Below are 23,035 nucleotides of genomic sequence, written 5' to 3'. Positions count from 1 at the left end.
GATGCACGGAGCGAGCCGCGAGGCACTGGCCGCCGCACGCGAGCGTCTCGACGCGCTGACGGACTCCACGTCCGTCGACGCGGCGAAGCTCGCCGAGGAGCTGGCTTCCGTCACCGCGCTGCTCCACCGTGAGGTGTCGCTGCGTCGGGTCCTGACCGACCCGGCGCAGGCCGGCGAGGCCAAGGCCGAACTGGCCCAGCGCCTGCTCGGCGGCCAGGTCGGCGGGACGACCGTCGACCTGGTGTCCGGTCTGGTGCGCTCGCGCTGGTCGCAGTCGCGCGACCTGACGGACGCGCTGGAGGAACTGGCGAACGTCGCGGACCTCACCGCCGCGCAGCAGCGGGGCACGCTCGACAACGTCGAGGACGAACTGTTCCGGTTCGGCCGGATCGTCTCCTCGAACACCGAGCTGCGCGCCGCACTGACCAACCGCGCCGCGAGGGCGTCGGCCAAGGGCGAGCTGCTGCGCACTCTGCTCGGCGGCCGTGCCGACGTGACGTCCGAGCGTCTGGTGACGCGCCTTGTGACCGCGCCGCGGGGACGTAGCCTGGAAGCGGGACTGGAGTCCCTGTCCAAGCTCGCCGCCGAGCGCCGGGACCGCACGGTCGCCGTCGTCACCTCAGCGGTCGTGCTGAGCGACTCGCAGAAGCAGCGCCTGGGCGCCGCCCTCGCGAAGCTCTACGGCCGCACGATGCACCTCAACCTCGACGTGGACCCCGAGGTCCTGGGCGGGATCCGGGTACAGGTCGGCGACGAGGTCATCAACGGCTCGATCGCGGACCGCATCGACGATGCCGGCCGCCGCGTCGCGGGCTGACAGCAACTTCATAGCAGTACGTACTTACGACGGCCCTGGTTGGGCCGTGCATGAAGAATCCTGGGGGTCGCCCCCAGACCCCCAAAGTGAAACTTCGGGCCCAACAAGGAGAGCAGGGAACCCAGATGGCGGAGCTCACGATCCGGCCGGAGGAGATCCGGGACGCACTGGAGACCTTCGTCCAGTCGTACAAGCCGGACGCGGCCTCGCGCGAGGAGGTCGGTACGGTCACCCTTGCCGGCGACGGCATCGCGAAGGTCGAGGGCCTTCCCTCGGCCATGGCCAACGAACTGCTGAAGTTCGAGGACGGCACCCTCGGCCTCGCGCTCAACCTGGAAGAGCGCGAGATCGGCGCCGTCGTCCTCGGTGAGTTCAGCGGCATCGAAGAGGGCCAGCCGGTCACCCGTACCGGCGAGGTTCTCTCCGTGGCCGTCGGCGAGGGCTACCTCGGCCGCGTCGTCGACCCGCTCGGCAACCCGATCGACGGCCTCGGCGAGATCGAGACCAGCGGCCGACGCGCCCTTGAGCTGCAGGCTCCCGGTGTCATGGCCCGTAAGTCGGTGCACGAGCCGATGGAGACCGGCTACAAGGCCGTCGACGCGATGACCCCGATCGGCCGTGGCCAGCGTCAGCTGGTCATCGGTGACCGCCAGACCGGCAAGACCGCCCTGGCCGTCGACACGATCATCAACCAGCGCGACAACTGGCGCTCCGGCGACCCGAAGAAGCAGGTCCGCTGCGTCTACGTCGCCATCGGCCAGAAGGGCTCGACCATCGCCTCCGTGCGTGGCGCCCTCGAAGAGGCCGGCGCGCTGGAGTACACGACCATCGTCGCCGCCCCGGCGTCCGACCCGGCCGGCTTCAAGTACCTTGCGCCGTACACCGGTTCGGCCATCGGTCAGCAGTGGATGTACGAGGGCAAGCACGTCCTCATCATCTTCGACGACCTCTCCAAGCAGGCCGACGCCTACCGCGCCGTGTCCCTGCTGCTGCGCCGCCCGCCGGGGCGTGAGGCCTACCCGGGTGACGTCTTCTACCTGCACTCCCGTCTGCTGGAGCGCTGCGCGAAGCTCTCCGACGAGATGGGCGCCGGCTCGATGACCGGTCTGCCGATCGTCGAGACGAAGGCCAACGACGTCTCGGCGTTCATCCCGACCAACGTCATCTCCATCACCGACGGCCAGTGCTTCCTGGAGTCGGACCTCTTCAACGCCGGTCAGCGCCCCGCGCTGAACGTCGGTATCTCCGTCTCCCGAGTCGGTGGTTCCGCGCAGCACAAGGCGATGAAGCAGGTCTCCGGCCGTCTGCGCCTGGACCTCGCCCAGTACCGTGAGCTGGAGGCGTTCGCCGCCTTCGGTTCCGACCTGGACGCCGCGTCGAAGGCGCAGCTGGAGCGCGGTCAGCGACTGGTCGAGCTGCTCAAGCAGGCTCAGTACCAGCCGATGGCCACCGAGGACCAGGTCGTCTCCGTCTGGGCCGCCACCACCGGCAAGATGGACGAGGTGCCGGTGGGCGACATCCGCCGCTTCGAGAAGGAGCTCCTGGAGTACCTGCACCGCAAGGAGCAGGGCCTCATGACCTCCATCAAGGAGGGCGGCAAGATGTCGGACGACACGCTCACCGCCATCGCCGACGGCATCGCGGACTTCAAGAAGCAGTTCGAGACCTCGGACGGCAAGCTTCTCGGCGAAGACGCGCCGGCCGCCACGGCCAAGTGACCACGGAAGGGACCTGACTCATGGGAGCCCAGCTCCGGGTCTACAAGCGTCGCATCCGATCCGTCACCGCGACCAAGAAGATCACCAAGGCGATGGAGATGATCGCCGCCTCGCGCGTCGTCAAGGCGCAGCGCAAGGTGGCGGCCTCCACGCCGTACGCGCAGGAACTGACGCGTGCGGTCACGGCGGTCGGTACCGGCTCGAACACCAAGCACCCGCTGACCACGCAGGCCGAGACGGTCGTGCGGTCCGCGGTGCTGCTCCTGTCGAGCGACCGTGGTCTGGCCGGTGCCTTCAACTCCAACGCCATCAAGGTCGCGGAGCGGCTGACCGAGCGGCTCGAGGCCGAGGGCAAGGAGGTCGACACGTACATCGTCGGCCGCCGCGGTCTGGCCCACTACAACTTCCGCGAGCGCAAGGTCGTGGAGTCGTGGTCGGGCTTCACCGACGAGCCCAGCTACGCGGACGCCAAGAAGGTCGCGGCCCCGCTGATCGAGGCCATCGAGAAGGACACGGCCGAGGGCGGCGTGGACGAACTCCACATCGTCTTCACCGAGTTCGTCTCGATGATGACGCAGACGGCGCTCGACGACCGACTGCTTCCGCTCAGCCTCGAAGAGGTGGCGAAGGAAGCAGCCCCCAAGGGCGAGATCCTTCCGCTGTACGACTTCGAGCCCTCGGCGGAGGACGTCCTCGACGCCCTGCTGCCGCGGTACGTCGAAAGCCGTATCTACAACGCGCTGCTCCAGTCGGCCGCTTCCAAGCACGCCGCCACGCGCCGCGCGATGAAGTCGGCCACCGACAACGCGGGAGACCTGATCACCAGCCTCTCCCGACTTGCCAACGCGGCCCGCCAGGCCGAAATCACCCAGGAAATCAGCGAGATCGTCGGTGGCTCTGCAGCCCTGGCCGACGCGACCGCGGGGAGTGACAGGTAATGACGACGACAGTTGAGACGGCCGTTGCCACGGGCCGCGTCGCCCGGGTCATCGGCCCGGTCGTCGACGTGGAATTCCCCGTCGACGCCATGCCCGACATCTACAACGCCCTTCACGTCGAGGTGGCCGACCCGGCCCAGGACGGCGCGAAGAAGACGCTGACCCTGGAAGTCGCCCAGCACCTTGGCGGCGGCCTGGTCCGCACCATCTCCATGCAGCCCACCGACGGTCTGGTCCGCCAGGCCGCGGTCACCGACACCGGCGCCTCCATCACCGTGCCGGTCGGCGACTTCACCAAGGGCAAGGTGTTCAACACCCTCGGTGAGGTGCTGAACACCGACGAGAAGTACACGGGCGAGCGCTGGGGCATCCACCGCAAGGCTCCCAACTTCGACGAGCTCGAGTCGAAGACCGAGATGTTCGAGACCGGCGTCAAGGTCATCGACCTTCTCACCCCGTACGTCAAGGGTGGAAAGATCGGTCTGTTCGGTGGTGCCGGCGTCGGCAAGACGGTGCTCATCCAGGAGATGATCTACCGCGTCGCCAACAACCACGACGGTGTCTCCGTGTTCGCCGGTGTCGGCGAGCGCACCCGTGAGGGCAACGACCTCATCGAGGAGATGGCGGAGTCCGGCGTCATCGACAAGACCGCGCTGGTCTTCGGCCAGATGGACGAGCCCCCGGGCACCCGTCTGCGCGTGGCCCTGGCCGGTCTGACCATGGCGGAGTACTTCCGCGATGTGCAGAAGCAGGACGTGCTGTTCTTCATCGACAACATCTTCCGCTTCACGCAGGCCGGTTCCGAGGTCTCGACCCTGCTCGGCCGTATGCCCTCCGCGGTGGGCTACCAGCCGAACCTGGCCGACGAGATGGGTCTCCTCCAGGAGCGCATCACCTCGACCCGTGGTCACTCGATCACCTCGATGCAGGCGATCTACGTCCCCGCGGACGACCTGACCGACCCGGCCCCGGCCACCACCTTCGCCCACCTCGACGCGACGACGGTGCTCTCCCGTCCGATCTCCGAGAAGGGCATCTACCCGGCCGTGGACCCGCTGGACTCCACGTCCCGGATCCTGGACCCGCGCTACATCACGGCGGACCACTACAACACCGCCATGCGGGTCAAGGGGGTCCTGCAGAAGTACAAGGACCTCCAGGACATCATCGCCATCCTCGGCATCGACGAGCTCGGCGAGGAGGACAAGCTGGTCGTCCAGCGTGCCCGTCGCGTGGAGCGCTTCCTGTCCCAGAACACCCACGTCGCCAAGCAGTTCACCGGCGTCGACGGGTCGGACGTCCCGCTGGACGAGTCGATCACGGCCTTCAACGCGATCATCGACGGCGACTACGACCACTTCCCGGAGCAGGCGTTCTTCCTGTGCGGTGGCATCGAGGACCTGAAGGCCAACGCCAAGGAGCTCGGCGTCTCCTGAACTCCCTGAGTTCACAGTGAACCCCGTGGTTCACGCTTGAGGGGGCGGGGCACGTCCCGCCCCCTCATTCACGCCCACTGCTGCATCCTCTGGGGGGCAACCCCCAGACCCCCGGCCGCCTTCCGGGGTGGGCCCCGACACTTTGATGCTCGGCGCCCCACTAGACTTGCCAATGACACCCGGCGATGAGAGTCGGGTGGTGACCCGAGGAGCCACCTTGGCTGCTGAGCTGCACGTCGCGCTGGTCGCGGCCGACCGAGAGGTCTGGTCCGGCGAGGCCACCCTTGTCGTCGCGCGCACCACGTCCGGCGACATCGGCGTCATGCCCGGTCACCAGCCGCTGCTCGGTGTGCTGGAGTCGGGCCCGGTGACCATTCGTACGAGTGCGGGTGAGACGGTCGTCGCCGCGGTGCACGGCGGTTTCATCTCGTTCGCGGACAACAAGCTGTCGCTGCTGGCCGAGATCGCCGAGCTGTCGGACGAGATCGACGTCCAGCGCACGGAGCGGGAGCTGGAGCGCGCGAAGGCGGAGGGCGATGCCGCCGCCGAGCGTCGCGCCGATGTGCGACTGCGTGCGGCGGCGGCGAGCTGAACCCGCGCCTCACGCGATGACGTCACTCAGCCGCGGCTGGGACCGGAGTGATCCGGTGCCGGTCGCGGCTGAGGCAGATCTGGATGTTTTTTCCGTTCCGTTACCTGTCGAAGGTACCTAGGAGACGAGGAGGTCGGTGTCGATGGTCCTCGCTCTGACTGTGTGCGGAATCGTCGTGGCCCTGGTGGTGCTGGGGCTGTTCGTCTTCGGTCTGCGCCGCAGACTCATCCAGCGCTCCGGCGGCACCTTCGACTGTTCCCTGCGCTGGGACGTTCCGGAGAAGACCGACACCAGCGGCAAGGGCTGGAGTTACGGGGTCGCCCGCTACAACGGCGACCGCATCGAGTGGTACCGCGTCTTCTCCTACGCCTATCGCCCGCGCCGGGTCCTGGAGCGCGCCTCGATCGAGGTCGCGGGGCGCCGCCTCCCCGAGGGCGAGGAGGAGCTGGCGCTGCTCTCCGACCACATCGTCCTGACCTGTGTGCACCGGGGCACGCGTCTCGAACTCGCCATGAGCGAAGACGCGCTGACCGGGTTTCTCGCGTGGCTGGAGGCAGCCCCGCCCGGACAGCGCGTCAACGTCGCCTAGAGCTCTTTCGGGTGGTTCCGCTATGACAGTCCGCTGTTGATGGCGCTCACCAGCTCACCGCCCGCGGTGTCGCCGCTGAACTCCCAGAAGAACGCGCCGCCCAGGCCCTGGTTCTTGGCCCACGTCATCTTCCCGGCGATCGTGGCGGGGGTGTCGTAGGACCACCAGTTGGTGCCGCAGTAGGCGTACGCCGTGCCCGCGATGGTGCCGGTGGTGGGGCAGGACGTCTTGAGGATCTTGTAGTCCTCGATGCCCTGTTCGTAGGTGCCGGGCGCCGGTCCGGTGGCCGAGCCGCCCGGGGCGGCCTGGGTGACTCCGGTCCAGCCGCGGCCGTAGAAGCCGATGCCGAGGAGCAGCTTTCCGGAGGCCACGCCCTTCGACTTCAGCTTGGCGATCGCGTCGGCGGAGTTGAAGCCGGCGGCCGGGATGCCGGCGTACGAGGTGAGCGGGGAGTGCGGGGCGGTCGGGCCGTCCGCGTCGAAGGCACCGAAGTAGTCGTACGTCATCACGTTGTACCAGTCGACGTACTGGGAGGCGCCGCCGTAGTCGGCCGCGTCGATCTTGCCGCCGGAGGAGCCGTCGGCGGTGATGGCCGCGGTGACGAGGTAGTTCGGGCCGAACTCCGAACGCAGCGCCCCCATCAGGTTCTTGAAGGCGGCGGCTCCGCTCGTGTCACAGGTCAGACCGCAGGCGTTCGGGTACTCCCAGTCGATGTCGATGCCGTCGAAGACATCCGCCCAGCGCGGGTCCTCGATGACCGACTTGCAGGAGGCGGCGAAGGCGGCCGGGTTGGCGGCGGCCTGGGCGAAGCCGCCGGAGTAGGTCCAGCCGCCGAAGGAGTACAGCACCTTGATGTTCGGGTACTTGGCCTTCAGCTCGCGCAGCTGGTTGAAGTTGCCGCGCAGCGGCTGGTCCCAGGTGTCGGCGGTGCCGCTGACGGACTGGTCGGCGGTGTACGCCTTGTCGTAGGCGGCGTAGGTGTCGTCGACGACGCACTTGCCGTCCTTGACGTTGCCGAACGCGTAGTTGATGTGCGTGATCTTCGAGGCGGAGCCGGAGGTCACCAGGTTCTTGACGTGGTAGTTGCGGCCGTAGACACCCCACTCGGTGAAGTAGCCGAGCTTGACCTTGGAGCCGGTGGGCGGCGGGTCGGTGGTGCCGCCGGTGGTGTGCACGGCGACCGCGCCGCTGGCCGGGCCGGTCTGGTCGGCGGTGTCACGGGCCTGCACGGTGTACGAGTAGTCGGTGCCGGCGGTCAGCCCGGTGTCCGTGTACGAGGTGGTCGTCACCGTGGCCACCTTGGCACCGTCGCGCAGCACGTCGTAGTTCTTGACGCCCTTGTCGTCGGTGGCGGCGCTCCAGGCGAGCTTGACCGAGGTGTTGGTGATGCCGGATGCGGTGGGGGTTCCGGGGGCGGACGGGGCCGCGTCCCCGGGAGTGGAGCCGCCGTCACAACTGCCGCCGTTGAGCTTGCAGTTGGCGGGGGATCCGCTGCCGGTGCCGTTGAAGCCGAAGGAGACGGAGGCGCCGGGGGCGAGGGTGCCGTTCCAGGACTTGTTCTTGGCGGTCCAGTGGGTGCCGGAGGAGGTGACGTCGGCGTCCCAGGCGGAGGTGACGGAGGTGCCGGAGGGGAAGTCCCACTCGACGGTCCAGGAACTGAGGCTGCTGGTACCGGTGTTCTTCACCGTCCACTTGCCTTCGAAGCCGGTGCCCCAGTCCTGGGTCTTGGCGTAGGTCGCGGTGGCGGAGGTCGCGGCCTGGGCGGGGCTCGCGAGGCCGACCAGGCCGGCGAAGGGGAGCAGGAGCGTCGCGAGGCCTGCCGCGGCTCTGTGTCTGAAGCGCATCGTGCGCCTCCTCTTTCAAGCGGGGAGTTGGGGCGTGACTGAGCCTCACGCCCACGGTGCCGCGAGAATAGAAAGGTCTGGACCACGGGTCAATAGGTCTGGACCACCTTGGAGGAGGGTTTCCGTCTAAACCCTCAACTCCTTGGCCAGGACGGCGGCTTGGACCCGGCTGCGCAGCTCCAGTTTCCCCAGCAGACGGCTGACGTGCGTCTTCACCGTGGCCTCCGCCATGTCGAGGCGGTTCGCGATGTCCGCGTTGGACAGCCCCTCGCCGAGGCAGGAGAACACCTCGCGTTCGCGCCGGGTGAGGGTGTCGAGAACGGCCGGGTCGGCACCCGCACCGCGGGCCGGTCCGGAGGCGAACTCGGCGATCAGGCGGCGGGTCACGGCGGGTGCGATCAGACCCTCGCCCCGCGCCACGGTCCGTACCGCTTCCAGCAGATCCGCCGCCTCGGTGTTCTTGAGCAGAAAGCCGGACGCGCCCGCGCGCAACGCCCCGAACACGTACTCGTCGAGATCGAAGGTGGTCAGCACGAGGACGTCGGCGAGTCCTTCCGCGACGATCTCCCTGGTCGCCGACACCCCGTCCAGACGCGGCATCTGAATGTCCATCAGCACCAGGTCGGGCCTCGACTCCCGGGCCAGCGACACCGCCTGCTCACCGTCGGCCGCCTCGCCGACCACTTCGATGTCGGGTGCGCTGCGCAGGATGAGGACGAGCCCGGCACGTACGGCGGACTGGTCCTCGGCGACGAGGACACGGATCACTGGCGGTCTCCTTCGGCTTCGCTGAGGGGGAGTGCGGCACATACGGTCCACAGCGCGCCCTCGGGCCCGGCCTCGAACGTGCCGCCGAGCAGCGCGGCCCGCTCCCGCATCCCGACCAGCCCCGATCCGGAACCGGCGACGCGCGGACCGTCCCGGTGGCCGTAGGGGCTGCTCACCCGCACGTCGAGGATCGTGTCGCGGCGGGCGAGGGTCACCGTGACACGGCCGGGGCACGCGTGTTTGAGCGCGTTGGTCAGGGACTCCTGGACGATCCGGTAGGCGGCGAGTTCGACCGGGGCGGGGACCTCGACGCGTTCGGCGTCCAGGGTGATGTCGAGTCCGTTGGCGCGGGCGCCTTCGACCAGGGCGGCGAGGCCGTCGAGGGTGGGGACGGCGGCGGGCTCACGGTCCCCGTCGGTGTCCCGGAGGATCCTGATCAGCCGGCGCATCTCGGCGAGTCCCGCGACGCTGTTCTCCCGGACGACGGTGAGGGCCTCGCGGGAGGTCGCGGGGTCGTCGATCGACAGCGCGGCCGTGGAGTGGATGGCGATCGCGGACAGGTGGTTGGCGACCATGTCGTGCAACTCCCGTGCCATCCGCGCCCGTTCGGCGACGACGGCCTGGGTGCGGTCCATCTCGGCCAGCAGCGCGGTCTGTTCGGCGCGCAAGCGCGCGGCTTCGGCGGCGTCACGGTGGTCGCGCACGATCCAGCCGGTGGCGGCGGGCCCGTACGCCACGACCCCGACGACCACCCCGATCAGCAGCGCCTCCGGCTCACGCCACACCGCGAACGGCGCCAGCGTCCCGGCCACCGTGAGCAGGCCGGTGATCCACTGGATGCGGCGGGCCGAGGCGAGCGGACCGTACAGCACGGCCGCGTAGACGACGTCGGTGAACATCAGGATCGAGGCGATGCTGCCCTGGGTCGTGAGGTCGGCGCAGATCGCGACGGTCGCGGTGAGCAGGGCCGCGCGAGGGGCCGTGCGGCGCAGCAGCTCGCAGCCGGCCAGCACGGTGAGCGGCACGAGGACCGGCCAGGGACCGTCGAAGAGCGTCATCGGGTCGCTGGACGGGCGGGTGCCCAGGCCGATGCCCACCAGCAGCAGGCCGCCGAGCAGCCCGCCGGCCGCGAGGTACACGTCGAAGCGGTGCGGGCGCGGAAGGGCCATGACTCCATCCAACACGCTGTCCCCGCACCGCGCCTGATCCCCGGGGACGGTCCTGGACTGCATCGTTCGATGTACGGCGGTGTCGTCACCGCCGACGACGCGAGGGGCGGTCCCGGCCGGGAGCCTGGAGGGGAGACGGAGGGAGCGATCGTGATCGTCGGACTGATCGTCGCGTGCGAGGTGGCCTTCTGGGTGCTGCTCGCCGCCGGACTGGCCTTCCGCTACGGGCTGCGGATGCCACGTGTCGGGCTGGCCCTGCTGCTGTGCGAGCCGCTGCTGGAGCTCGTGCTGTTCACGGTCACCGCGATCGACCTCAAGAACGGTGCGGAGCCCGACTGGAAGCACGGCCTGGCCGCCGTCTACATCGGCTTCACGGTGGGCCTCGGCCACTCGACGATCAGATGGGCGGACGCCCGGGTCTCCCACCGGTTCGCGGGCGGCCCGCCGCCGGTGCGGCCGCCGAAGTACGGAACGGCCCGCGCCGTCCACGAGTGGAAGGTCGCGGGCCGCTGGATCCTGGCCGCGGTGGTCGCCATGGTCCTGCTGCAGGCCGGGGTCTGGTATGTCGGCTACGGCCAGAGCGACTCACTGCGCGCGTGGCAGCAGCGCATGCTGTGGCTGATCGGCATCAACGTGGTCATCGCCGGCAGTTACACGCTGTTCCCGAAGCGCAAGCGCTGAACGCTCCGCGTTCGTCTGCAGCGCCGTCGTGGCTGGTCGCGCAGTTCCCCGCGCCCCTTCGGGGCGCTGCCCGTCCGCTCAGCGCTCCCCGCCCGGGACCCAGAGCACATCGCCGACGTCCTTGTTCGCCGTCCGCGCCAGGATGAACAGCAGGTCCGACAGCCGGTTCAGGTAGGTCGCGGTCAGCGGGTTCATGTGGTCGCCGTGGACCTCCAACGCTGCCCACGTCGAGCGCTCGGCCCGGCGTACGACCGTGCAGGCCTGGTGGAGCAGGGCCGCGCCCGGGGTGCCGCCGGGGAGGATGAAGGACCGCAGCTTCTCCAGCCGCTCGTTGAAGCGGTCGCAGTCCGCCTCCAGCTTGTCGACGTAGAACTGCTCGACCCGCAGGGGTGGGAACTGCGGGTTCTCGACCACGGGTGTCGAAAGGTCGGCCCCGACGTCGAACAGGTCGTTCTGGACGCGGGTGAGGACGGTGACGATCTCCTGGTCCAGCCCGCCCAGGGCGATCGCCGTGCCGATCACCGCGTTCGCCTCGTTGGCGTCCGCGTACGCGGAGATCCGCAGGTCGGTCTTGGCGACCCGGCTCATGTCGCCGAGGGCGGTGCTGCCCTGGTCGCCGGTCCTGGTGTAGATGCGCGTCAGATTGACCATGAGGCCAGCGTAGTTATGCCCCGGCCGTCCGGAACACACGTGTGCCGACCGTCACGGCCAGCGCCGTGAGACCGAGGGCGACCAGGACGCCGTACAGCATGTGGGCCGTGGCGTACGAGCCGACGTACGCGTCCCGCATCGCGTCCACCAGATAGCGCAGCGGCATGAAGTGGGACAGGACGTCCAGCCAGGCAGGCCCCAGGGTCATCGGGAGCATCAGGCCGGACAGCAGCATGGACGGCATGCTGACCGCGTTGACCAGCGGGCCGAACTCCTGCGGGGTGCGCACCTTCATCGCCAGCGCGTATGACAGGGAGGCCAGTGACGCGGTCAGCAGGCCGACGAACGCGAAGCCGATCAGGATCCCGGCCAGCGGTGCCCGCAGTCCCATCGCCACCGCGGCCACGACCAGCAGCACCGCCTGGAAGACGAAGACGGTGGCGTCGCGCAGCACCCGGCCCAGCAGCAGGGCGAGCCGGCTGACGGGGGTGACCCGCATCCGCTCCACCACGCCCTGGCCCTGCTCGAGGATGATCACGAAGCCCGAGAACAGCGCCCCGAACAAGCCCAGTTGGAGCAGCAGCCCGGGAACGAGCACCTGCCAGGAGCTGCCGCGTCCGCCGAGCGGGAGACCGGTGAGCAGCGGTCCGAAGAACACCAGATACAGCAGCGGCATCAGCACACCGAACAGCAGCGCGAAACGCGAGCGCAGGGACTGGCGCAGATAGCGGCCGTAGACGATCGAGGTGTCGTGAAGAAGCATGGCTTTCCTAAGCTGCTACGGGGCTCATACGGCTACGGGGGTGGCGTCGGCCGGGGCGGGGCCGCGGCCGGTGATCGCGAGGAAGGTGTCCTGGAGCGAGGCGTCGATCGAGCCGCCGTACCGCAGTTTCAGGGCGCTCGGCGTGCCCTCGGCGACGACCACGCCCTTGTCGACGATCACGAGGCGGTCGGAGAGGGCGTCGGCCTCGTCGAGGTAGTGGGTGGTGAGGAAGACGGTCGTGCCGTACTCGTCGCGCAGTCGGCGGACCAGGTCCCACAGGTCGGCGCGGCTGCCGGGGTCGAGGCCGGTGGTCGGCTCGTCGAGGAACAGCACCTTAGGGCGGTGCGTGAGCGCCAACGCGATGTCCAGGCGGCGGCGCTGGCCTCCGGAGAGTGAGCCGCACCTGCGGTCGAGCAGCTCGGTGAGGTCGAGGTCGCGCGCCAACTCCTCCGCACGTGCGGCTGCTTCAGACGTCGTCAGGCGGTACAGGCGGCCCTGGGTGACCAGCTCCTCCCGCACGGAGATCTGCGGGTCCACCCCGCCCGACTGGGCCACGTACCCACACACCCGGCGCACCCCGGCGGCGTCGGTCGCGAGGTCGTGGCCGGCGACGGTGGCCGCGCCGCCGGTGGGTTCGAGCAGGGTGGTGAGCATCCGGAGGGTGGTGGTCTTGCCGGCGCCGTTCGGGCCGAGGAAGCCGAGGATCTCGCCCTCGCGGACCGTCAGATCGATGCCGCGCACGGCTTCCAAGGGGCCGCGCCGGGTCTGGAAGGTACGGGCGAGCGAGGCCGTACTGATGATGGGCATGGGCCAAGAAAAACAGAGTCTCTTAAAGTTTGCAATGGCTCCAAAATTTCAGACGGCCCACGAAGCTAGCATTTGGCACATGGCAGAGGGGCTCAGGGAGCGGAAGAAGCGCGAGACCAGGCAGCGGATCTCGGACATCGCCACGGGCTTGTTCCTGGACCACGGCTTCGTCACGGTGACGATCGCGGAGGTGGCGGACGCCGCCGACGTGTCCGTGAACACCGTCTACAACTACTTCCCGACCAAGGAGGACCTCTTCCTCGACCGCAGCAAGGGCGTCGTCGACCGGCTCTCGCGCTGGGTGCGCGGGCGGGACGTGGGCGAGTCGGCGGCGGCGGCCGTGCTGAGGGAACTGCGCGACGAGGTCGAGGCGGTCTCGCCCCGGGTCGGCCTGATGTCGGGATACGACCGTTTCATGCGGGTCATCCACGACGCGCCCCCGCTCCGCTCCCGGCTGTGGAGCATCCAGCAGGAGGTCCAGGAGAACCTGGAGACGACGCTGCGCGAGGAGACGGCGGCCGCGCCCGGCGATCCGCTGCCCGCCCTGATCGCCGGTCAGATCAACTGGATCCACCAGACGGTCATGGGGAGCATCGGGCGCGAGATGGTCGCGGGGCGCGAACCGGACGAAGTATCACGAGAGACACTCGCGCTTCTCGACGACATGGAGGAGTTGTTGAGCGAAAAGGTGCTCAACTACGCCGTACGAGAGCACTCGTGACAGCTACCGGTGTGATGTCCGTCAGATGAGACGTGACGCGCATTACTAAGCGGTCACACAGCCCCTCACGAGCGCTAGGGTCCGCCGAAGAGGCAACCTAAACAGGCTGTAAGGCGTTTCAAAGGGGAGTCGCAACAGTGGCACGGAAGCTTGCCGTCATCGGCGCCGGCTTGATGGGTTCCGGCATCGCCCAGGTCTCCGCCCAGGCGGGCTGGGACGTCGTCCTCAGGGACGTCACCGACGAGGCGCTCAAGCGCGGCACCGACGGCATCAAGGCTTCGTACGACAAGTTCGTCAGCAAGGGCAAACTGGAGGCGCACGACGCCGACGCCGCCCTCGCCCGGATCACCGCGACCACCGATCTGGACGCCGCGGCGGACGCCGACATCGTCGTCGAGGCCGTGTTCGAGAAGCTGGAGATCAAGCACGAGATCTTCCGCGCGCTGGACAAGATCGTGCGCCCGGACGCCGTGCTCGCCTCCAACACCTCCGCGATCCCGATCACCAAGATCGCGGCGGCCACCGCCCACCCGGAACGGGTCGTCGGCGTGCACTTCTTCTCACCGGTCCCGATGATGCAGCTCGTCGAGCTGGTCCGCGGCTACAAGACGAGCGACGAAACCCTCGCCACCGCGCGGGAGTTCGCCGAGTCGGTCGGCAAGACGTGCATCGTCGTGAACCGGGACGTGGCGGGCTTCGTGACCACCCGTCTCATCTCCGCCCTCGTCGTCGAGGCGACCAAGCTCTACGAGTCGGGCGTCGCGACCGCCGAGGACATCGACCTCGCCTGCAAGCTGGGCTTCGGCCACGCCATGGGCCCGCTCGCGACGGCGGACCTCACCGGCGTCGACATCCTGCTGCACGCCACCAGCAACATCTACACCGAGTCCCAGGACGAGAAGTTCGCCCCGCCGGAGCTGATGCGCCGGATGGTGGACGCCGGTGACATCGGACGCAAGAGCGGGCAGGGCTTCTACAAGCACTGAAACCGCACAAGCCCCGCGCGTTGCACACGCGGGGGTGAATTGGGTATCGGTTCGCTTACGGACGGCAACCTCTGACCGCCCAACGCAGTCAGAGGTGTCATCACTGGACATCACATTCGTGGAGTACTGCACGCACTCACGGGGAGCGCATATGTACATCAGGGGCGACCACGCCGAGCTGGTCGTCGGGGGCCGCCTCGACGTCCGCAGCGCGGCGGACGCCCGTACGGTCCTGCACTCGGCTGTCGACGACGGAGCCGGCGACCTGGTGCTCGACCTGTCCGAGCTGGACTCCTGGGACGCCACAGGACTCGGGGTGATCATGGGGGTGCATCGCCGGGCCGGCCGCTGCGGTCGCCGCCTGGTGCTGCGCGACGTACCGCCGCAGATGCAGCGCCTCCTGGTCGCCACCCGACTGCACCGGATCCTCGCGGTCGAGGGCGGTATCGGGGTGGAGTCGCTACCCCGCGTCTGACCCCCGCACCCCGGCGAAACGCATCTCGCGCGCAATCCTCACGAGACTGTGACGTCTCGGACGGCGCGGGACCCCGGGCTGTCGTAGATACTGTGCGAAGGTTTAGGGTTCGGTCGCCCGCTGCCACACACCCTTCGAGCGGGCCCGGACCAGAAGCGACAGCGCTGTGTGCAGCAGGCCGGGAGGGGCCTGGGCCCGACAGGACCCACTACACACCAGACGCTTTTGGGGGGCTTGAAACCTATGGACCCGAACAACCGGGGACCCGAGGAGTACGGCCATGACGGCGACGGCGGAACGTCGCGTCCGCGGCCTCCCAGGGACCCTCTGACACCCGGCCTCGGCCAGCACTCACAGGGGCTCGCCCGCACCGTGCAGCTCGTCGCGGGCGACTTCCTGCTCACCGTCAACCCCGTCGACGGCAGCGAGATAGAGGTCTGCCCGCCCGGCGAGCGGCCCGGACGGGCAGAGAAGTTCGGTGCCGCCGAACGCGCCGAAGTGGACCGCGCGGCCCGCCCGCCCGTCCCGCCGGGACCCACCCGCACCGCCCTGCCGCTCCTGGCCCGCCAGGACGAACGCGAACGACTCGTGCGGCTGCTCGCCCGCGGCCGCTCGGTCCGCCTGACCGGCCCCGCGGGATCCGGCCGCACCAGCCTCCTCGACGTGATCGCCGAGGACTGCTCGGACCTCGCGCCCGACGGCGTCGTCCGCCTCACCGGCTTCCACCGCACGGCGACCGACCTGCTGTACGACCTCTACTACGCCGTCTACGACTCGCCCCTGCACCGCCCCGACCGGGACGGACTGCTGTCCTGTGTGCGGGACATCGGCGCGGTCGTCGTCCTCGACGACATCGAGTTCGGCGGCGCCGCGCTCGACGAACTGCTGGACGCCACCCCCGAGTGCGCGTTCGTGGTCGGCGCCACGCCCGAGGTGCCCGCGCCCTCGGTCGACTCCACCGTCGAGGAGGTCTTCCTCAGCGGTCTGGAGCGTGCCGACGGACTCGAACTCCTGGAGCGCGTCGTCGGCCGGGTGCTGACCGAGGAGGAGTCGAACTGGGCGGGCGACCTCTGGTTCGAGTCCGAGGGCCTGCCGTTGCGTTTCGTCCAGGCCGGTGCCCTGCTCAGGCAGCGCGACCGGCAGCGGGCCGGGGCGAGCGCCGTCGACGAGTTCGGCGTCTTCGCGGACGCGGCTCCGGCCGACGCGCCCTTCGGGGCGGACCAGGGCGAGGAGATACCCCTGCCCGCGCTCGGCGAGGCCGCGGCACCGGCCCCGTTGCTCGCCTCCCGGCTGAGCGAGTCCGCGCGCGCCACCCTGCGCTTCGCCGTCGCACTCGGTGGCGAGGTGCCCCATCAGGCCCATCTGCCCGCCCTGGTCGGCGACACCCACGCGGACGCCGCGCTGGGCGAGCTCGCCGCCTCGGGTCTGGTCTCCCCGACCGGCTCCCGCTACCGGCTCGCCGCCGGAGTCCTCACCCAGCTTGAGGCCGCCGGATACGGCGACGACGCCGAGACCCGCGCCCTCGCGGCCGCCCAGCACTACGGCTGGTGGGCCGGACACCCCTCGGTCACCCCGGAACGGGTGTGCGCCGAGGCGGACGCCCTGCTCGCCGCCCTCGACACCCTGGTCTCGGCCTCGCACGAGCCGGAGGAGCCCCCGTCCCCGCCCGCCGAGGGCGAGGAGAGCCCCCTCGTGCAGCTGGCCCGCACGGCGGCGCCCGCGTTCGCCGCGGGCGGCCACTGGGGCGCCTGGGAGCGGGCCCTGAGTTCCGGTGCGGAGGCCTCCCGGCTCACCGGCGAGGTGTCCGAACGGGCCTACTTCCACCACGAACTCGGCATCCTCGCGCTCTGCGGCGGACAGCTCGACCGCGCCCGCGCCGAACTGGAGGCCTCCGTCGGCCTGCGCGGCGCCCGCGCCGACAAGCACGGCACCGTCGCGGGCCGCCGCGCCCTCGCCCTGGTCTCCGACCGGGACGGCACCGCGCCCGGCCTGGCGGGCTTGGCCGGCCTCGGCGCGACGGCGGGCGAGGAGGTGCCCGACGCCCGGTACGACGAGTCGGCCTCGCCGCCCGGGGGAGTCCCCGCGGCCTTCCCGGCGCTCCTGCCGCCGGCCGACTCGCAGACGATCGTCGTCAACCGCGCCTCCGGGCGGCCCGCGCCCTCGCGCAAGGCCCGGGGCGGTCTCAAGGGCCTCGCCAAGCGCAACCTGGTCGCGGCCGGCGCGGGCGCGCTGCTGGTGGCGGTGCTCGGCACGGTAGTGACGCTGGGCGCCACCTCCGACCACGACCCCAACGCCCCCTCCAACCAGGTCGGCCCCAATCCGTCGGCCAGCGTCGGCATCGACGAGGGCAACCTCGGAGCCGACGCCCCCAAGAACGACGACGGTTCGGGCGACACGGGTACGGCCACGTCCCGTCCGACCGATCCGGGACCCGACGGCACCTTCGGGACCGCGGACGATCCGACGCCCACGGGACCGGCGGAGCCGTCGGACAGCGCGAGCGGGACGAAGAGGCCGGGAAGCAGCGGTACGCCGAGCTCGCCGAAGCCGTCGACGCCCAAGCCCTCGACGAGTTCGTCGACACCGTCCACACCGACGGGCCCGCCTTCCTCGTCACCGTCGACGTCACCGTCCGGGACTCCGGAGCCTTCGGTGACGCCCACGCCCACCCCGACCGCCACGACCCCGAGCAACGCCACCTCGGCCAGCGGCACGGCCTCCACCACCCCGGTGGAGACCAGCAGTTCGGCAAGCAGCGCCCCGGCGAGCAGCCCGGAGCAGGTCATCTGAGTCCGAGGCACAGCGCGCGACAGGAGGGCCGGGTCCGTCACACGGACCCGGCCCTCGTCGTCGTAGCGAACAAGTGCTGTCAGAACAGCCGCAGTTTGTCGTCCTCGATGCCGCGCAGCGCGTTGTAGTCCAGGACCGTGCAGCCGATGCCGCGGTCGGTGGCCAGCACGCGGGCCTGGGGCTTGATCTCCTGGGCGGCGAAGATGCCGCGGACCGGGGCGAGATGGGGGTCGCGGTTCAACAGGTCCAGGTAGCGGGTGAGTTGCTCGACACCGTCGATCTCGCCGCGCCGCTTGATCTCCACCGCGACGGTCTGTCCCTCGGCGTCCCGGCACAGGATGTCGACCGGGCCGATGGCCGTCATGTACTCGCGGCGGATCAGGCTGTAGCCGTCTCCGAGCGTTTCGATGCGGTCCGCGAGCAGTTCCTGGAGGTGTGCTTCCACGCCGTCCTTGATCAGGCCCGGATCCACGCCCAGTTCGTGCGAGGAGTCGTGCAGGATCTCCTCCATCGTGATGATGAGCTTCTCGCCCGCCTTGTTGATGACGGTCCAGACGCCTTCGTCGTCGCCGGCTCCCTCCTTCAACGTGCAGGGCGGCGACATCCAGTTCAGGGGCTTGTAGGCCCGGTCGTCGGCGTGGATGGAGACGCTGCCGTCGGCCTTCACCAGGATCAGACGGGGGGCCGAGGGCAGGTGGGCGGTGAGCCGGCCCGCGTAGTCGACGGAACACCGGGCAATGACGAGACGCATGGTCGGCAACGCTACTCGACGGGCGCATGTCCACGCGATTCGGCCCGTAAGGCTGTGAAGGAACCCTGTTCACTTGTGGCCGATTGTGAGCCTGTTGGGAGTGCCCTTTGTTCGCATTCTCCTGGTGCGGTCACCGGCCGTTGCCTACCGTAGTAACCGGGAGGTCGCGAGGCATGTACTGAGAGTGTCCGATATCGCGAACTCCCTCATCTGTCCGGCAACCCCTGAGCAATCGGGGGTGCGAGAGGAGAACCCATGTCGCTCGACGTCTCACCGGCCCTACTGGAGAAGGCCGAGCGAGGCGAGGTCGACGAACGCGAATTCGTCGACTGCGTCCGGACCTCCCTGCCCTACGCATGGGAGATGATCAGCTCCCTGGTGGCCCAGCTGAAGGTGGACGGCGGCAACTTCGCCGACAACCAGACGCCCCCGCCGGACGAGCAGGCACGCGGTCAGCTGCTGCGTGCCCTTGCGAGTGACGCGATACGCGGCGCGCTGCAACGGCACTTCGGTGTGCGGCTGGCCTTCCAGAACTGCCACCGGGTGGCGGTGTTCCCGCTGGACGCCTCGGTCGACGAGACGCTGGTCCGCTTCACCTCGGTGCGCAGTCAGTTGCTGAACCAGTCTCCGGAGTTCCGGGACTGCTGACGCGACACCGCTTGCTTGCCGCTCCGTACGCGGGAGGTGCATCAGTACCGGGGCGGCAAGCTTCCCGTCGGACAGGGTCTCGTCCACTTCAGGTCAGATGCGGCAGCACCTCGCCACCCAGCCGCCGTACGTTCTCCTCGGTGGCCGCGAGGTCTCCCGAGCCCTCGACGAGCAGGGCGAAGCGGGAGATGCCCGTCCGTTCGCTGGTCGCCGCGAGGCGGTCGGCGCACAGCCGGGGGGTGCCCACCGGGTGCAGTCCGCAGAGCAGTTCGGTGTAGGCCACCGGGTCGCGCATCTGCCGGGTGCGGCCGTCGACCGTGACATGGGCGCCGAGCCCCTGCCTGAGCCAGCCCGGCATCGCCTTCGCCAGGGCCTCCACCGCGTCCGTGCGCCGGTCCGCGATCTGGCAGACGCCGGCCGAGACATGGGGCGCGCCCAGGACCTTCTCCGGCGCGTGTCCGGCCGCCCGCGCCTGCCTGCGCCACAGGGCGACCATCTCCGTCTTCTCCTCGTCGCCGACATGCATTCCGAGCAGCATCGGCAGCCCCTTCTCCGCGGCCAGCCGGATGCTCGCGGGCGAGGTGCAGGCGACGACCACCTCCGGGCCGTCCTCCTCGGTGAGCGACTCCGACGGCCGCGGTACGACGGGCACTTCACGGAATCGGAAGCGCTCGCCGTCGGCCCCGACCGAGGCCTCGCGCAGCCAGCGCACCAGCAGATCGAGTGATTCCGGGAACCCCTTCTCGTAGGCCTCCAGGCCCGAGCCGAACACCTCCAGGTCGACCCAGGGACCGCCGCGGCCCACGCCCAGCGAGAAGCGCCCGCCGCTCGTCATGTGCAGCAGCGCGGCCTGCTCGCCGAGGGCGACGGGGTGGACGGTGGGCAGCACGCTCACGGCGGTGCCGACCCGGATGCGCTGGGTGCGGCCCAGCAGTAAGGCCGCCAGGGTGATGGCGGACGGGCAGGTGCCGTACGGCACGAAGTGGTGTTCCGCCAGCCAGACCGCGTCGAGGCCGGCCTCCTCGGCGACCTCGGCCGAGCGGACCGCGCGGTGCAGCGCCTCCCCCTGTCCCTGTCCCGGGAACTGGGCCGCCAACACGAATGTTCCTACGTGCATGTGCTTTTCCTGCTTCCTTGGCTCCGACACGGAGCTCCCCCACTCGGCATAACCGTCTGACACGTGCCGAGGACACGGCCTGGCGGAGAGATTTGCCGATTGTCTGCAGAATGGGTCTCCCCGGAGGGGGACTTGTGGGGGTTGGTTCCCTACGCGTACCCCGCGTCCCGCCGCGTAGGCTGGACACGGTCCCTGCTTCCTGTATAGCCCCGTGAGGTGTCCTGTGTCCCCGCGTCGCAACCGACCCAAGGGTGCCGGTTCGTCGGACCCGGCCGACCGGAGCGCCGAGGACGACCGGTCCGGCCGCTACGGCGGCTTCCAGTCCTCGACGCACTGGCAGGGCGAGGACTGGAACATCCGGCATGTGGCAGGGGCGAGCGCGCAGGGCAAGACGTACCGCTGCCCGGGCTGCGACCAGATGATCCCGGACGGCGTCCCGCACATCGTGGCGTGGCCGGACCACTCCGGCGTCGACGAGCGCCGGCACTGGCACAAGGCCTGCTGGAACGCGCGGGACCGCCGCACCACGAGGGTGCAGCGGTCCCGTAACGCGCCGAAGTTCTGAAGCGGCTTACACGTCCCGCTTCTCCAGCAGGGCGTAGGCGCCGGCGAACGCCACGGCCGCCACGCCGACGATGATCCACAGCGGGTCCCAGCCCGAAGGGCCGGAATCGGTGAGGGAGTTGGAGTAGAACACGCTGAACTGGTTCGGGATGGAGTACTCGAACAGCGCCTGGCGCAGGCCCTCAAGGGACCGCGAGAACATGAACAGCGCGATCACCAGCGGGGCCAGTACGACACCGATCATGATCGTGATCGCGCCCGCCGAGTGCCGGATGATCGAACCGATGATCAGCGAGAGCAGACCGAGCAGCGCGATGTAGAGCGAGATGCCGATCGTGCCCTTCAGCCACTCCTGGCCGGTCGGGGTCCGCGCGCCGTCCAGCAGAGCCACGTCGACCAGGGCGACGACCAGCACCGAGACCAGGGTGGTCACGAAGGCGACGGCGAAGAACACGATCGACTTCGCCGCGAGGACGCGGCTGCGGGAGGGGCAGGCGACCATCGTGGTCCGGATCATGCCGGTGCCGTACTCCGAGGCCGTGGTCAGCACGCCGAGCGTCATGACGCACATGCTGCCGAGCAGCAGTCCGAAGAACCCGAACGACAACGGGTTCTCGCCGCTCAGGTCGTCCTGCGAGGTGTTGGCCGACAGAAGCGCGGCGACCGCCAGCCCGATGCCGATCACCAGCACCACGAACACGCCCAGCGTCCAGATCGTCGAGCGCACCGAGCGGATCTTCGTCCACTCCGACGCGATCGCATGCCCGAGATGCGTCCGCACGACGGGGATCGGCGAGGTGTAGCCCGGGTACGACGACGGTCCGGCAGCCACCTGCCAGTTCGCTGCGGCGGCCTGCGGCATCGGGGGCTGCGGGGTGCTCATCGGGCGTCCTCGGGCTGGGTCGGGGTGGCGGGGGCGGATCCCTGCGGGGCGGGAGCGGGGGGCTGCGGCACGGGGGCCGGCGCGGCCGGCTGAGCCGGGCCCTGGGGGGCCGCGGGGCCCGCCGGGGCGTACGGGTTGGGGCCGCCGTACGGGACCGGCTGTGGCCCGCCCTGCGGGCCCCCGAACGGCTGGCCGCCCTGCTGCGGCGGAGCCGGCGGGTACCAGTCGGGCTGGCCCTGACCGGGAACCGGCATGGGGGGCTGGGCACCCAGGGGGAGGGGCTGCATGAGCCCCGCCTTCTGGTCGCTGGTCGAGCGGTAGTCCACGGCACCCTGTGTCATCCGCATGTACGCCTCTTCGAGCGAGGCCTGGTGCGGGGACAGCTCCCACAGACGTACGTCCGTGTCGTGGGCGATGTCGCTGATGCGGGGCAGGGGCAGTCCGGTCACCCGCAACCCGCCGTCCTGCTCCGGGAGGACGTGCCCGCCCGCCTCCGTGATCGCGGCCGACAGCTTCTCGCGCAGCTGCGGTTCGGTGTCCGGCGTCCGCACCCGCGCGAAACCGGCGGAGTTCGCGGCGATGAAGTCCCGCACGCCCATGTCGGCCAGCAACTGGCCGCGCCCGATGACGATGAGATGGTCCGCCGTCAGCGCCATCTCGCTCATCAGGTGGGACGAGACGAAGACGGTCCGGCCCTCCGCCGCCAGGGCCTTCATGAGGTTGCGCACCCACAGGATGCCCTCGGGGTCGAGCCCGTTGACCGGCTCGTCGAAGAGCAGCACCTGCGGGTCGCCGAGCAGCGCGGCCGCGATCCCGAGCCGCTGTCCCATGCCGAGCGAGAAGCCCTTGGAGCGCTTCCTGGCCACGTCCTGGAGGCCGACGACACCGAGCACCTCGTCGACCCGCCGGGCCGGGATCCCGGACAGCTGGGCCAGGCACAGCAGATGGTTGCGGGCCGCCCGGCCGCCGTGCACGGCCTTGGCGTCGAGCAGCGCGCCGACCTGCCGGGCCGCGTTGGGCAGCCTGCGATACGGGTAGCCGCCGATCGTCACCTGCCCCGCGGTGGGGTTGTCGAGGCCGAGGATCATCCGCATGGTCGTCGACTTGCCCGAGCCGTTGGGGCCCAGGAAGCCGGTGACGGCACCGGGACGCACCTGGAAGGAAAGGTTGTGCACAGCGGTCTTGTCGCCGTAGCGCTTTGTCAGGCCGACTGCCTCGATCATGCTCCGCACCCATCGCAAGGTTCAGGACAGCGGGGCACACGCCCCCCGTAAGGGTTAGGAGCTTATCGGGACGCTGACGGTTCCGCTCAAATGAAAGCAAAGCC

At 69.9% G+C, this 23,035-nt stretch carries 23 protein-coding genes; 13 read left to right on the top strand and 10 right to left on the bottom strand.

The features are described 5' to 3' along the window. The first annotated feature begins 1 nt into the window (after window position 1). The 6 genes from ACFYRX_RS00220 (at window position 2) to ACFYRX_RS00195 (ending at window position 6,090) form a co-directional block, all read left to right on the top strand. A complete protein-coding gene (locus ACFYRX_RS00220) occupies window positions 2–817 on the top strand; it encodes a F0F1 ATP synthase subunit delta (RefSeq protein WP_389096850.1) in 816 nt (271 codons plus the stop codon). 125 nt (window positions 818–942) lie between these two features. Next, window positions 943–2,535: a F0F1 ATP synthase subunit alpha gene (gene atpA / locus ACFYRX_RS00215; protein ID WP_389095160.1), complete on the top strand. Its 1,593-nt coding sequence runs from the start codon at window positions 943–945 to the stop codon at window positions 2,533–2,535. A 20-nt stretch (window positions 2,536–2,555) separates the two neighbouring features. Then, complete coding sequence (locus ACFYRX_RS00210; protein ID WP_389095159.1) at window positions 2,556–3,473, top strand: F0F1 ATP synthase subunit gamma; 918 nt, start codon at window positions 2,556–2,558, stop codon at window positions 3,471–3,473. Then, the gene (gene atpD, locus ACFYRX_RS00205) at window positions 3,473–4,909 is read left to right on the top strand and encodes a F0F1 ATP synthase subunit beta (protein ID WP_389095157.1); all 1,437 of its coding nucleotides are present in this window, start codon (window positions 3,473–3,475) and stop codon (window positions 4,907–4,909) included. The genes ACFYRX_RS00210 and atpD overlap by 1 nt, the downstream gene beginning before the upstream one ends. Window positions 4,910–5,126: 217 nt before the next feature. After that, window positions 5,127–5,501, top strand: coding sequence for a F0F1 ATP synthase subunit epsilon (locus tag ACFYRX_RS00200; RefSeq protein ID WP_389095155.1), 375 nt, complete (start codon window positions 5,127–5,129; stop codon window positions 5,499–5,501). A gap of 142 nt (window positions 5,502–5,643) precedes the next feature. Continuing rightward, window positions 5,644–6,090 carry a DUF2550 domain-containing protein gene (locus tag ACFYRX_RS00195; protein WP_389095153.1) on the top strand — a complete coding sequence of 149 codons (447 nt, stop codon included), beginning with the start codon at window positions 5,644–5,646 and terminating at the stop codon, window positions 6,088–6,090. 20 nt (window positions 6,091–6,110) lie between these two features. Here the strand turns inward: ACFYRX_RS00195 and ACFYRX_RS00190 are convergent, their stop codons facing one another. From ACFYRX_RS00190 to ACFYRX_RS00180, 3 genes are all read right to left on the bottom strand, one after another. Next, entirely contained in the window at window positions 6,111–7,934 is a 1,824-nt protein-coding gene (locus tag ACFYRX_RS00190; RefSeq protein ID WP_389095151.1) for a glycosyl hydrolase family 18 protein, read from the bottom strand. A gap of 126 nt (window positions 7,935–8,060) precedes the next feature. After that, a complete protein-coding gene (locus ACFYRX_RS00185; protein WP_389095149.1) occupies window positions 8,061–8,702 on the bottom strand; it encodes a response regulator in 642 nt (213 codons plus the stop codon). After that, window positions 8,699–9,871: a sensor histidine kinase gene (locus tag ACFYRX_RS00180; protein WP_389095147.1), complete on the bottom strand. Its 1,173-nt coding sequence runs from the start codon at window positions 9,869–9,871 to the stop codon at window positions 8,699–8,701. Before ACFYRX_RS00180 ends, ACFYRX_RS00185 begins: the two co-directional genes overlap by 4 nt. A 150-nt stretch (window positions 9,872–10,021) precedes the next feature. Between ACFYRX_RS00180 and ACFYRX_RS00175 the strand changes: the two genes are divergently transcribed. Next, entirely contained in the window at window positions 10,022–10,552 is a 531-nt protein-coding gene (locus ACFYRX_RS00175) for a hypothetical protein (RefSeq protein WP_389095146.1), read from the top strand. A 78-nt stretch (window positions 10,553–10,630) separates the two neighbouring features. On the opposite strand, the gene ACFYRX_RS00170 is transcribed toward ACFYRX_RS00175, so the two are convergent. From ACFYRX_RS00170 to ACFYRX_RS00160, 3 genes are read right to left on the bottom strand one after another with little or no spacing between them, the layout of a single operon-like run. Further along, window positions 10,631–11,203 (bottom strand): cob(I)yrinic acid a,c-diamide adenosyltransferase, encoded by a 573-nt coding sequence (locus ACFYRX_RS00170; RefSeq protein ID WP_389095144.1) that lies wholly within the window; start codon window positions 11,201–11,203, stop codon window positions 10,631–10,633. A 13-nt stretch (window positions 11,204–11,216) separates the two neighbouring features. After that, window positions 11,217–11,966: an ABC transporter permease gene (locus ACFYRX_RS00165; RefSeq protein WP_389095142.1), complete on the bottom strand. Its 750-nt coding sequence runs from the start codon at window positions 11,964–11,966 to the stop codon at window positions 11,217–11,219. A 24-nt stretch (window positions 11,967–11,990) separates the two neighbouring features. Next, window positions 11,991–12,773, bottom strand: a complete 783-nt coding sequence (locus ACFYRX_RS00160; protein ID WP_389095140.1) for an ABC transporter ATP-binding protein — start codon at window positions 12,771–12,773, stop codon at window positions 11,991–11,993. Between the two features lie 79 nt (window positions 12,774–12,852). Between ACFYRX_RS00160 and ACFYRX_RS00155 the strand changes: the two genes are divergently transcribed. From ACFYRX_RS00155 to ACFYRX_RS00140, 4 genes are all read left to right on the top strand, one after another. After that, window positions 12,853–13,494, top strand: a complete 642-nt coding sequence (locus ACFYRX_RS00155; RefSeq protein ID WP_389095138.1) for a TetR/AcrR family transcriptional regulator — start codon at window positions 12,853–12,855, stop codon at window positions 13,492–13,494. A gap of 137 nt (window positions 13,495–13,631) precedes the next feature. Then, window positions 13,632–14,480: a 3-hydroxyacyl-CoA dehydrogenase family protein gene (locus ACFYRX_RS00150; protein WP_389095136.1), complete on the top strand. Its 849-nt coding sequence runs from the start codon at window positions 13,632–13,634 to the stop codon at window positions 14,478–14,480. Window positions 14,481–14,631: 151 nt separating this feature from the next. Further along, window positions 14,632–14,955: an STAS domain-containing protein gene (locus ACFYRX_RS00145; protein WP_328750541.1), complete on the top strand. Its 324-nt coding sequence runs from the start codon at window positions 14,632–14,634 to the stop codon at window positions 14,953–14,955. A gap of 243 nt (window positions 14,956–15,198) precedes the next feature. Next, the gene (locus ACFYRX_RS00140; protein ID WP_389095134.1) at window positions 15,199–17,745 is read left to right on the top strand and encodes an ATP-binding protein; all 2,547 of its coding nucleotides are present in this window, start codon (window positions 15,199–15,201) and stop codon (window positions 17,743–17,745) included. 79 nt (window positions 17,746–17,824) lie between these two features. Here ACFYRX_RS00140 and nucS read toward each other — a convergent pair whose 3' ends face one another. Continuing rightward, window positions 17,825–18,496 carry an endonuclease NucS gene (nucS, locus tag ACFYRX_RS00135; RefSeq protein ID WP_389095132.1) on the bottom strand — a complete coding sequence of 224 codons (672 nt, stop codon included), beginning with the start codon at window positions 18,494–18,496 and terminating at the stop codon, window positions 17,825–17,827. Between the two features lie 255 nt (window positions 18,497–18,751). Between nucS and ACFYRX_RS00130 the strand changes: the two genes are divergently transcribed. Beyond that, complete coding sequence (locus tag ACFYRX_RS00130) at window positions 18,752–19,144, top strand: SCO5389 family protein (RefSeq protein ID WP_389095130.1); 393 nt, start codon at window positions 18,752–18,754, stop codon at window positions 19,142–19,144. A gap of 88 nt (window positions 19,145–19,232) precedes the next feature. Here the strand turns inward: ACFYRX_RS00130 and ACFYRX_RS00125 are convergent, their stop codons facing one another. Next, window positions 19,233–20,261 (bottom strand): LLM class flavin-dependent oxidoreductase, encoded by a 1,029-nt coding sequence (locus tag ACFYRX_RS00125; RefSeq protein WP_389095128.1) that lies wholly within the window; start codon window positions 20,259–20,261, stop codon window positions 19,233–19,235. 223 nt (window positions 20,262–20,484) lie between these two features. Between ACFYRX_RS00125 and ACFYRX_RS00120 the strand changes: the two genes are divergently transcribed. Next, window positions 20,485–20,826 (top strand): ATP/GTP-binding protein, encoded by a 342-nt coding sequence (locus ACFYRX_RS00120; RefSeq protein ID WP_389095126.1) that lies wholly within the window; start codon window positions 20,485–20,487, stop codon window positions 20,824–20,826. 6 nt (window positions 20,827–20,832) lie between these two features. Here the strand turns inward: ACFYRX_RS00120 and ACFYRX_RS00115 are convergent, their stop codons facing one another. Together ACFYRX_RS00115 and ACFYRX_RS00110 are read right to left on the bottom strand one after the other, a co-directional pair. Next, window positions 20,833–21,708 (bottom strand): ABC transporter permease subunit, encoded by an 876-nt coding sequence (locus ACFYRX_RS00115; RefSeq protein ID WP_389095125.1) that lies wholly within the window; start codon window positions 21,706–21,708, stop codon window positions 20,833–20,835. Continuing rightward, the gene (locus tag ACFYRX_RS00110; protein ID WP_389095123.1) at window positions 21,705–22,931 is read right to left on the bottom strand and encodes an ABC transporter ATP-binding protein; all 1,227 of its coding nucleotides are present in this window, start codon (window positions 22,929–22,931) and stop codon (window positions 21,705–21,707) included. Before ACFYRX_RS00110 ends, ACFYRX_RS00115 begins: the two co-directional genes overlap by 4 nt. Window positions 22,932–23,035 lie beyond the last annotated feature (104 nt).

Origin of the sequence: Streptomyces sp. NPDC005374, assembly GCF_042872225.1 — a bacterium.
Taxonomy (GTDB): domain Bacteria; phylum Actinomycetota; class Actinomycetes; order Streptomycetales; family Streptomycetaceae; genus Streptomyces.
Note: the sequence above shows the minus strand (reverse complement) of the source record. Positions and strands in the feature narration are given on the sequence as shown.

Bases quoted from the DNA above. Each gene is read 5' to 3' on its own strand.
- ACFYRX_RS00220 (WP_389096850.1), top strand. From the start codon at position 2: ATGCACGGAGCGAGCCGCGAGGCACTGGCCGCCGCACGCGAGCGTCTC.
- atpA (WP_389095160.1), top strand. From the start codon at position 943: ATGGCGGAGCTCACGATCCGGCCGGAGGAGATCCGGGACGCACTGGAG.
- ACFYRX_RS00210 (WP_389095159.1), top strand. From the start codon at position 2,556: ATGGGAGCCCAGCTCCGGGTCTACAAGCGTCGCATCCGATCCGTCACC.
- atpD (WP_389095157.1), top strand. From the start codon at position 3,473: ATGACGACGACAGTTGAGACGGCCGTTGCCACGGGCCGCGTCGCCCGG.
- ACFYRX_RS00195 (WP_389095153.1), top strand. From the start codon at position 5,644: ATGGTCCTCGCTCTGACTGTGTGCGGAATCGTCGTGGCCCTGGTGGTG.
- ACFYRX_RS00190 (WP_389095151.1), bottom strand. From the start codon at position 7,934: ATGCGCTTCAGACACAGAGCCGCGGCAGGCCTCGCGACGCTCCTGCTC.
- ACFYRX_RS00180 (WP_389095147.1), bottom strand. From the start codon at position 9,871: ATGGCCCTTCCGCGCCCGCACCGCTTCGACGTGTACCTCGCGGCCGGC.
- ACFYRX_RS00170 (WP_389095144.1), bottom strand. From the start codon at position 11,203: ATGGTCAATCTGACGCGCATCTACACCAGGACCGGCGACCAGGGCAGC.
- ACFYRX_RS00165 (WP_389095142.1), bottom strand. From the start codon at position 11,966: ATGCTTCTTCACGACACCTCGATCGTCTACGGCCGCTATCTGCGCCAG.
- ACFYRX_RS00160 (WP_389095140.1), bottom strand. From the start codon at position 12,773: ATGCCCATCATCAGTACGGCCTCGCTCGCCCGTACCTTCCAGACCCGG.
- ACFYRX_RS00155 (WP_389095138.1), top strand. From the start codon at position 12,853: ATGGCAGAGGGGCTCAGGGAGCGGAAGAAGCGCGAGACCAGGCAGCGG.
- ACFYRX_RS00145 (WP_328750541.1), top strand. From the start codon at position 14,632: ATGTACATCAGGGGCGACCACGCCGAGCTGGTCGTCGGGGGCCGCCTC.
- ACFYRX_RS00140 (WP_389095134.1), top strand. From the start codon at position 15,199: ATGGACCCGAACAACCGGGGACCCGAGGAGTACGGCCATGACGGCGAC.
- nucS (WP_389095132.1), bottom strand. From the start codon at position 18,496: ATGCGTCTCGTCATTGCCCGGTGTTCCGTCGACTACGCGGGCCGGCTC.
- ACFYRX_RS00130 (WP_389095130.1), top strand. From the start codon at position 18,752: ATGTCGCTCGACGTCTCACCGGCCCTACTGGAGAAGGCCGAGCGAGGC.
- ACFYRX_RS00125 (WP_389095128.1), bottom strand. From the start codon at position 20,261: ATGCACGTAGGAACATTCGTGTTGGCGGCCCAGTTCCCGGGACAGGGA.
- ACFYRX_RS00115 (WP_389095125.1), bottom strand. From the start codon at position 21,708: ATGAGCACCCCGCAGCCCCCGATGCCGCAGGCCGCCGCAGCGAACTGG.
- ACFYRX_RS00110 (WP_389095123.1), bottom strand. From the start codon at position 22,931: ATGATCGAGGCAGTCGGCCTGACAAAGCGCTACGGCGACAAGACCGCT.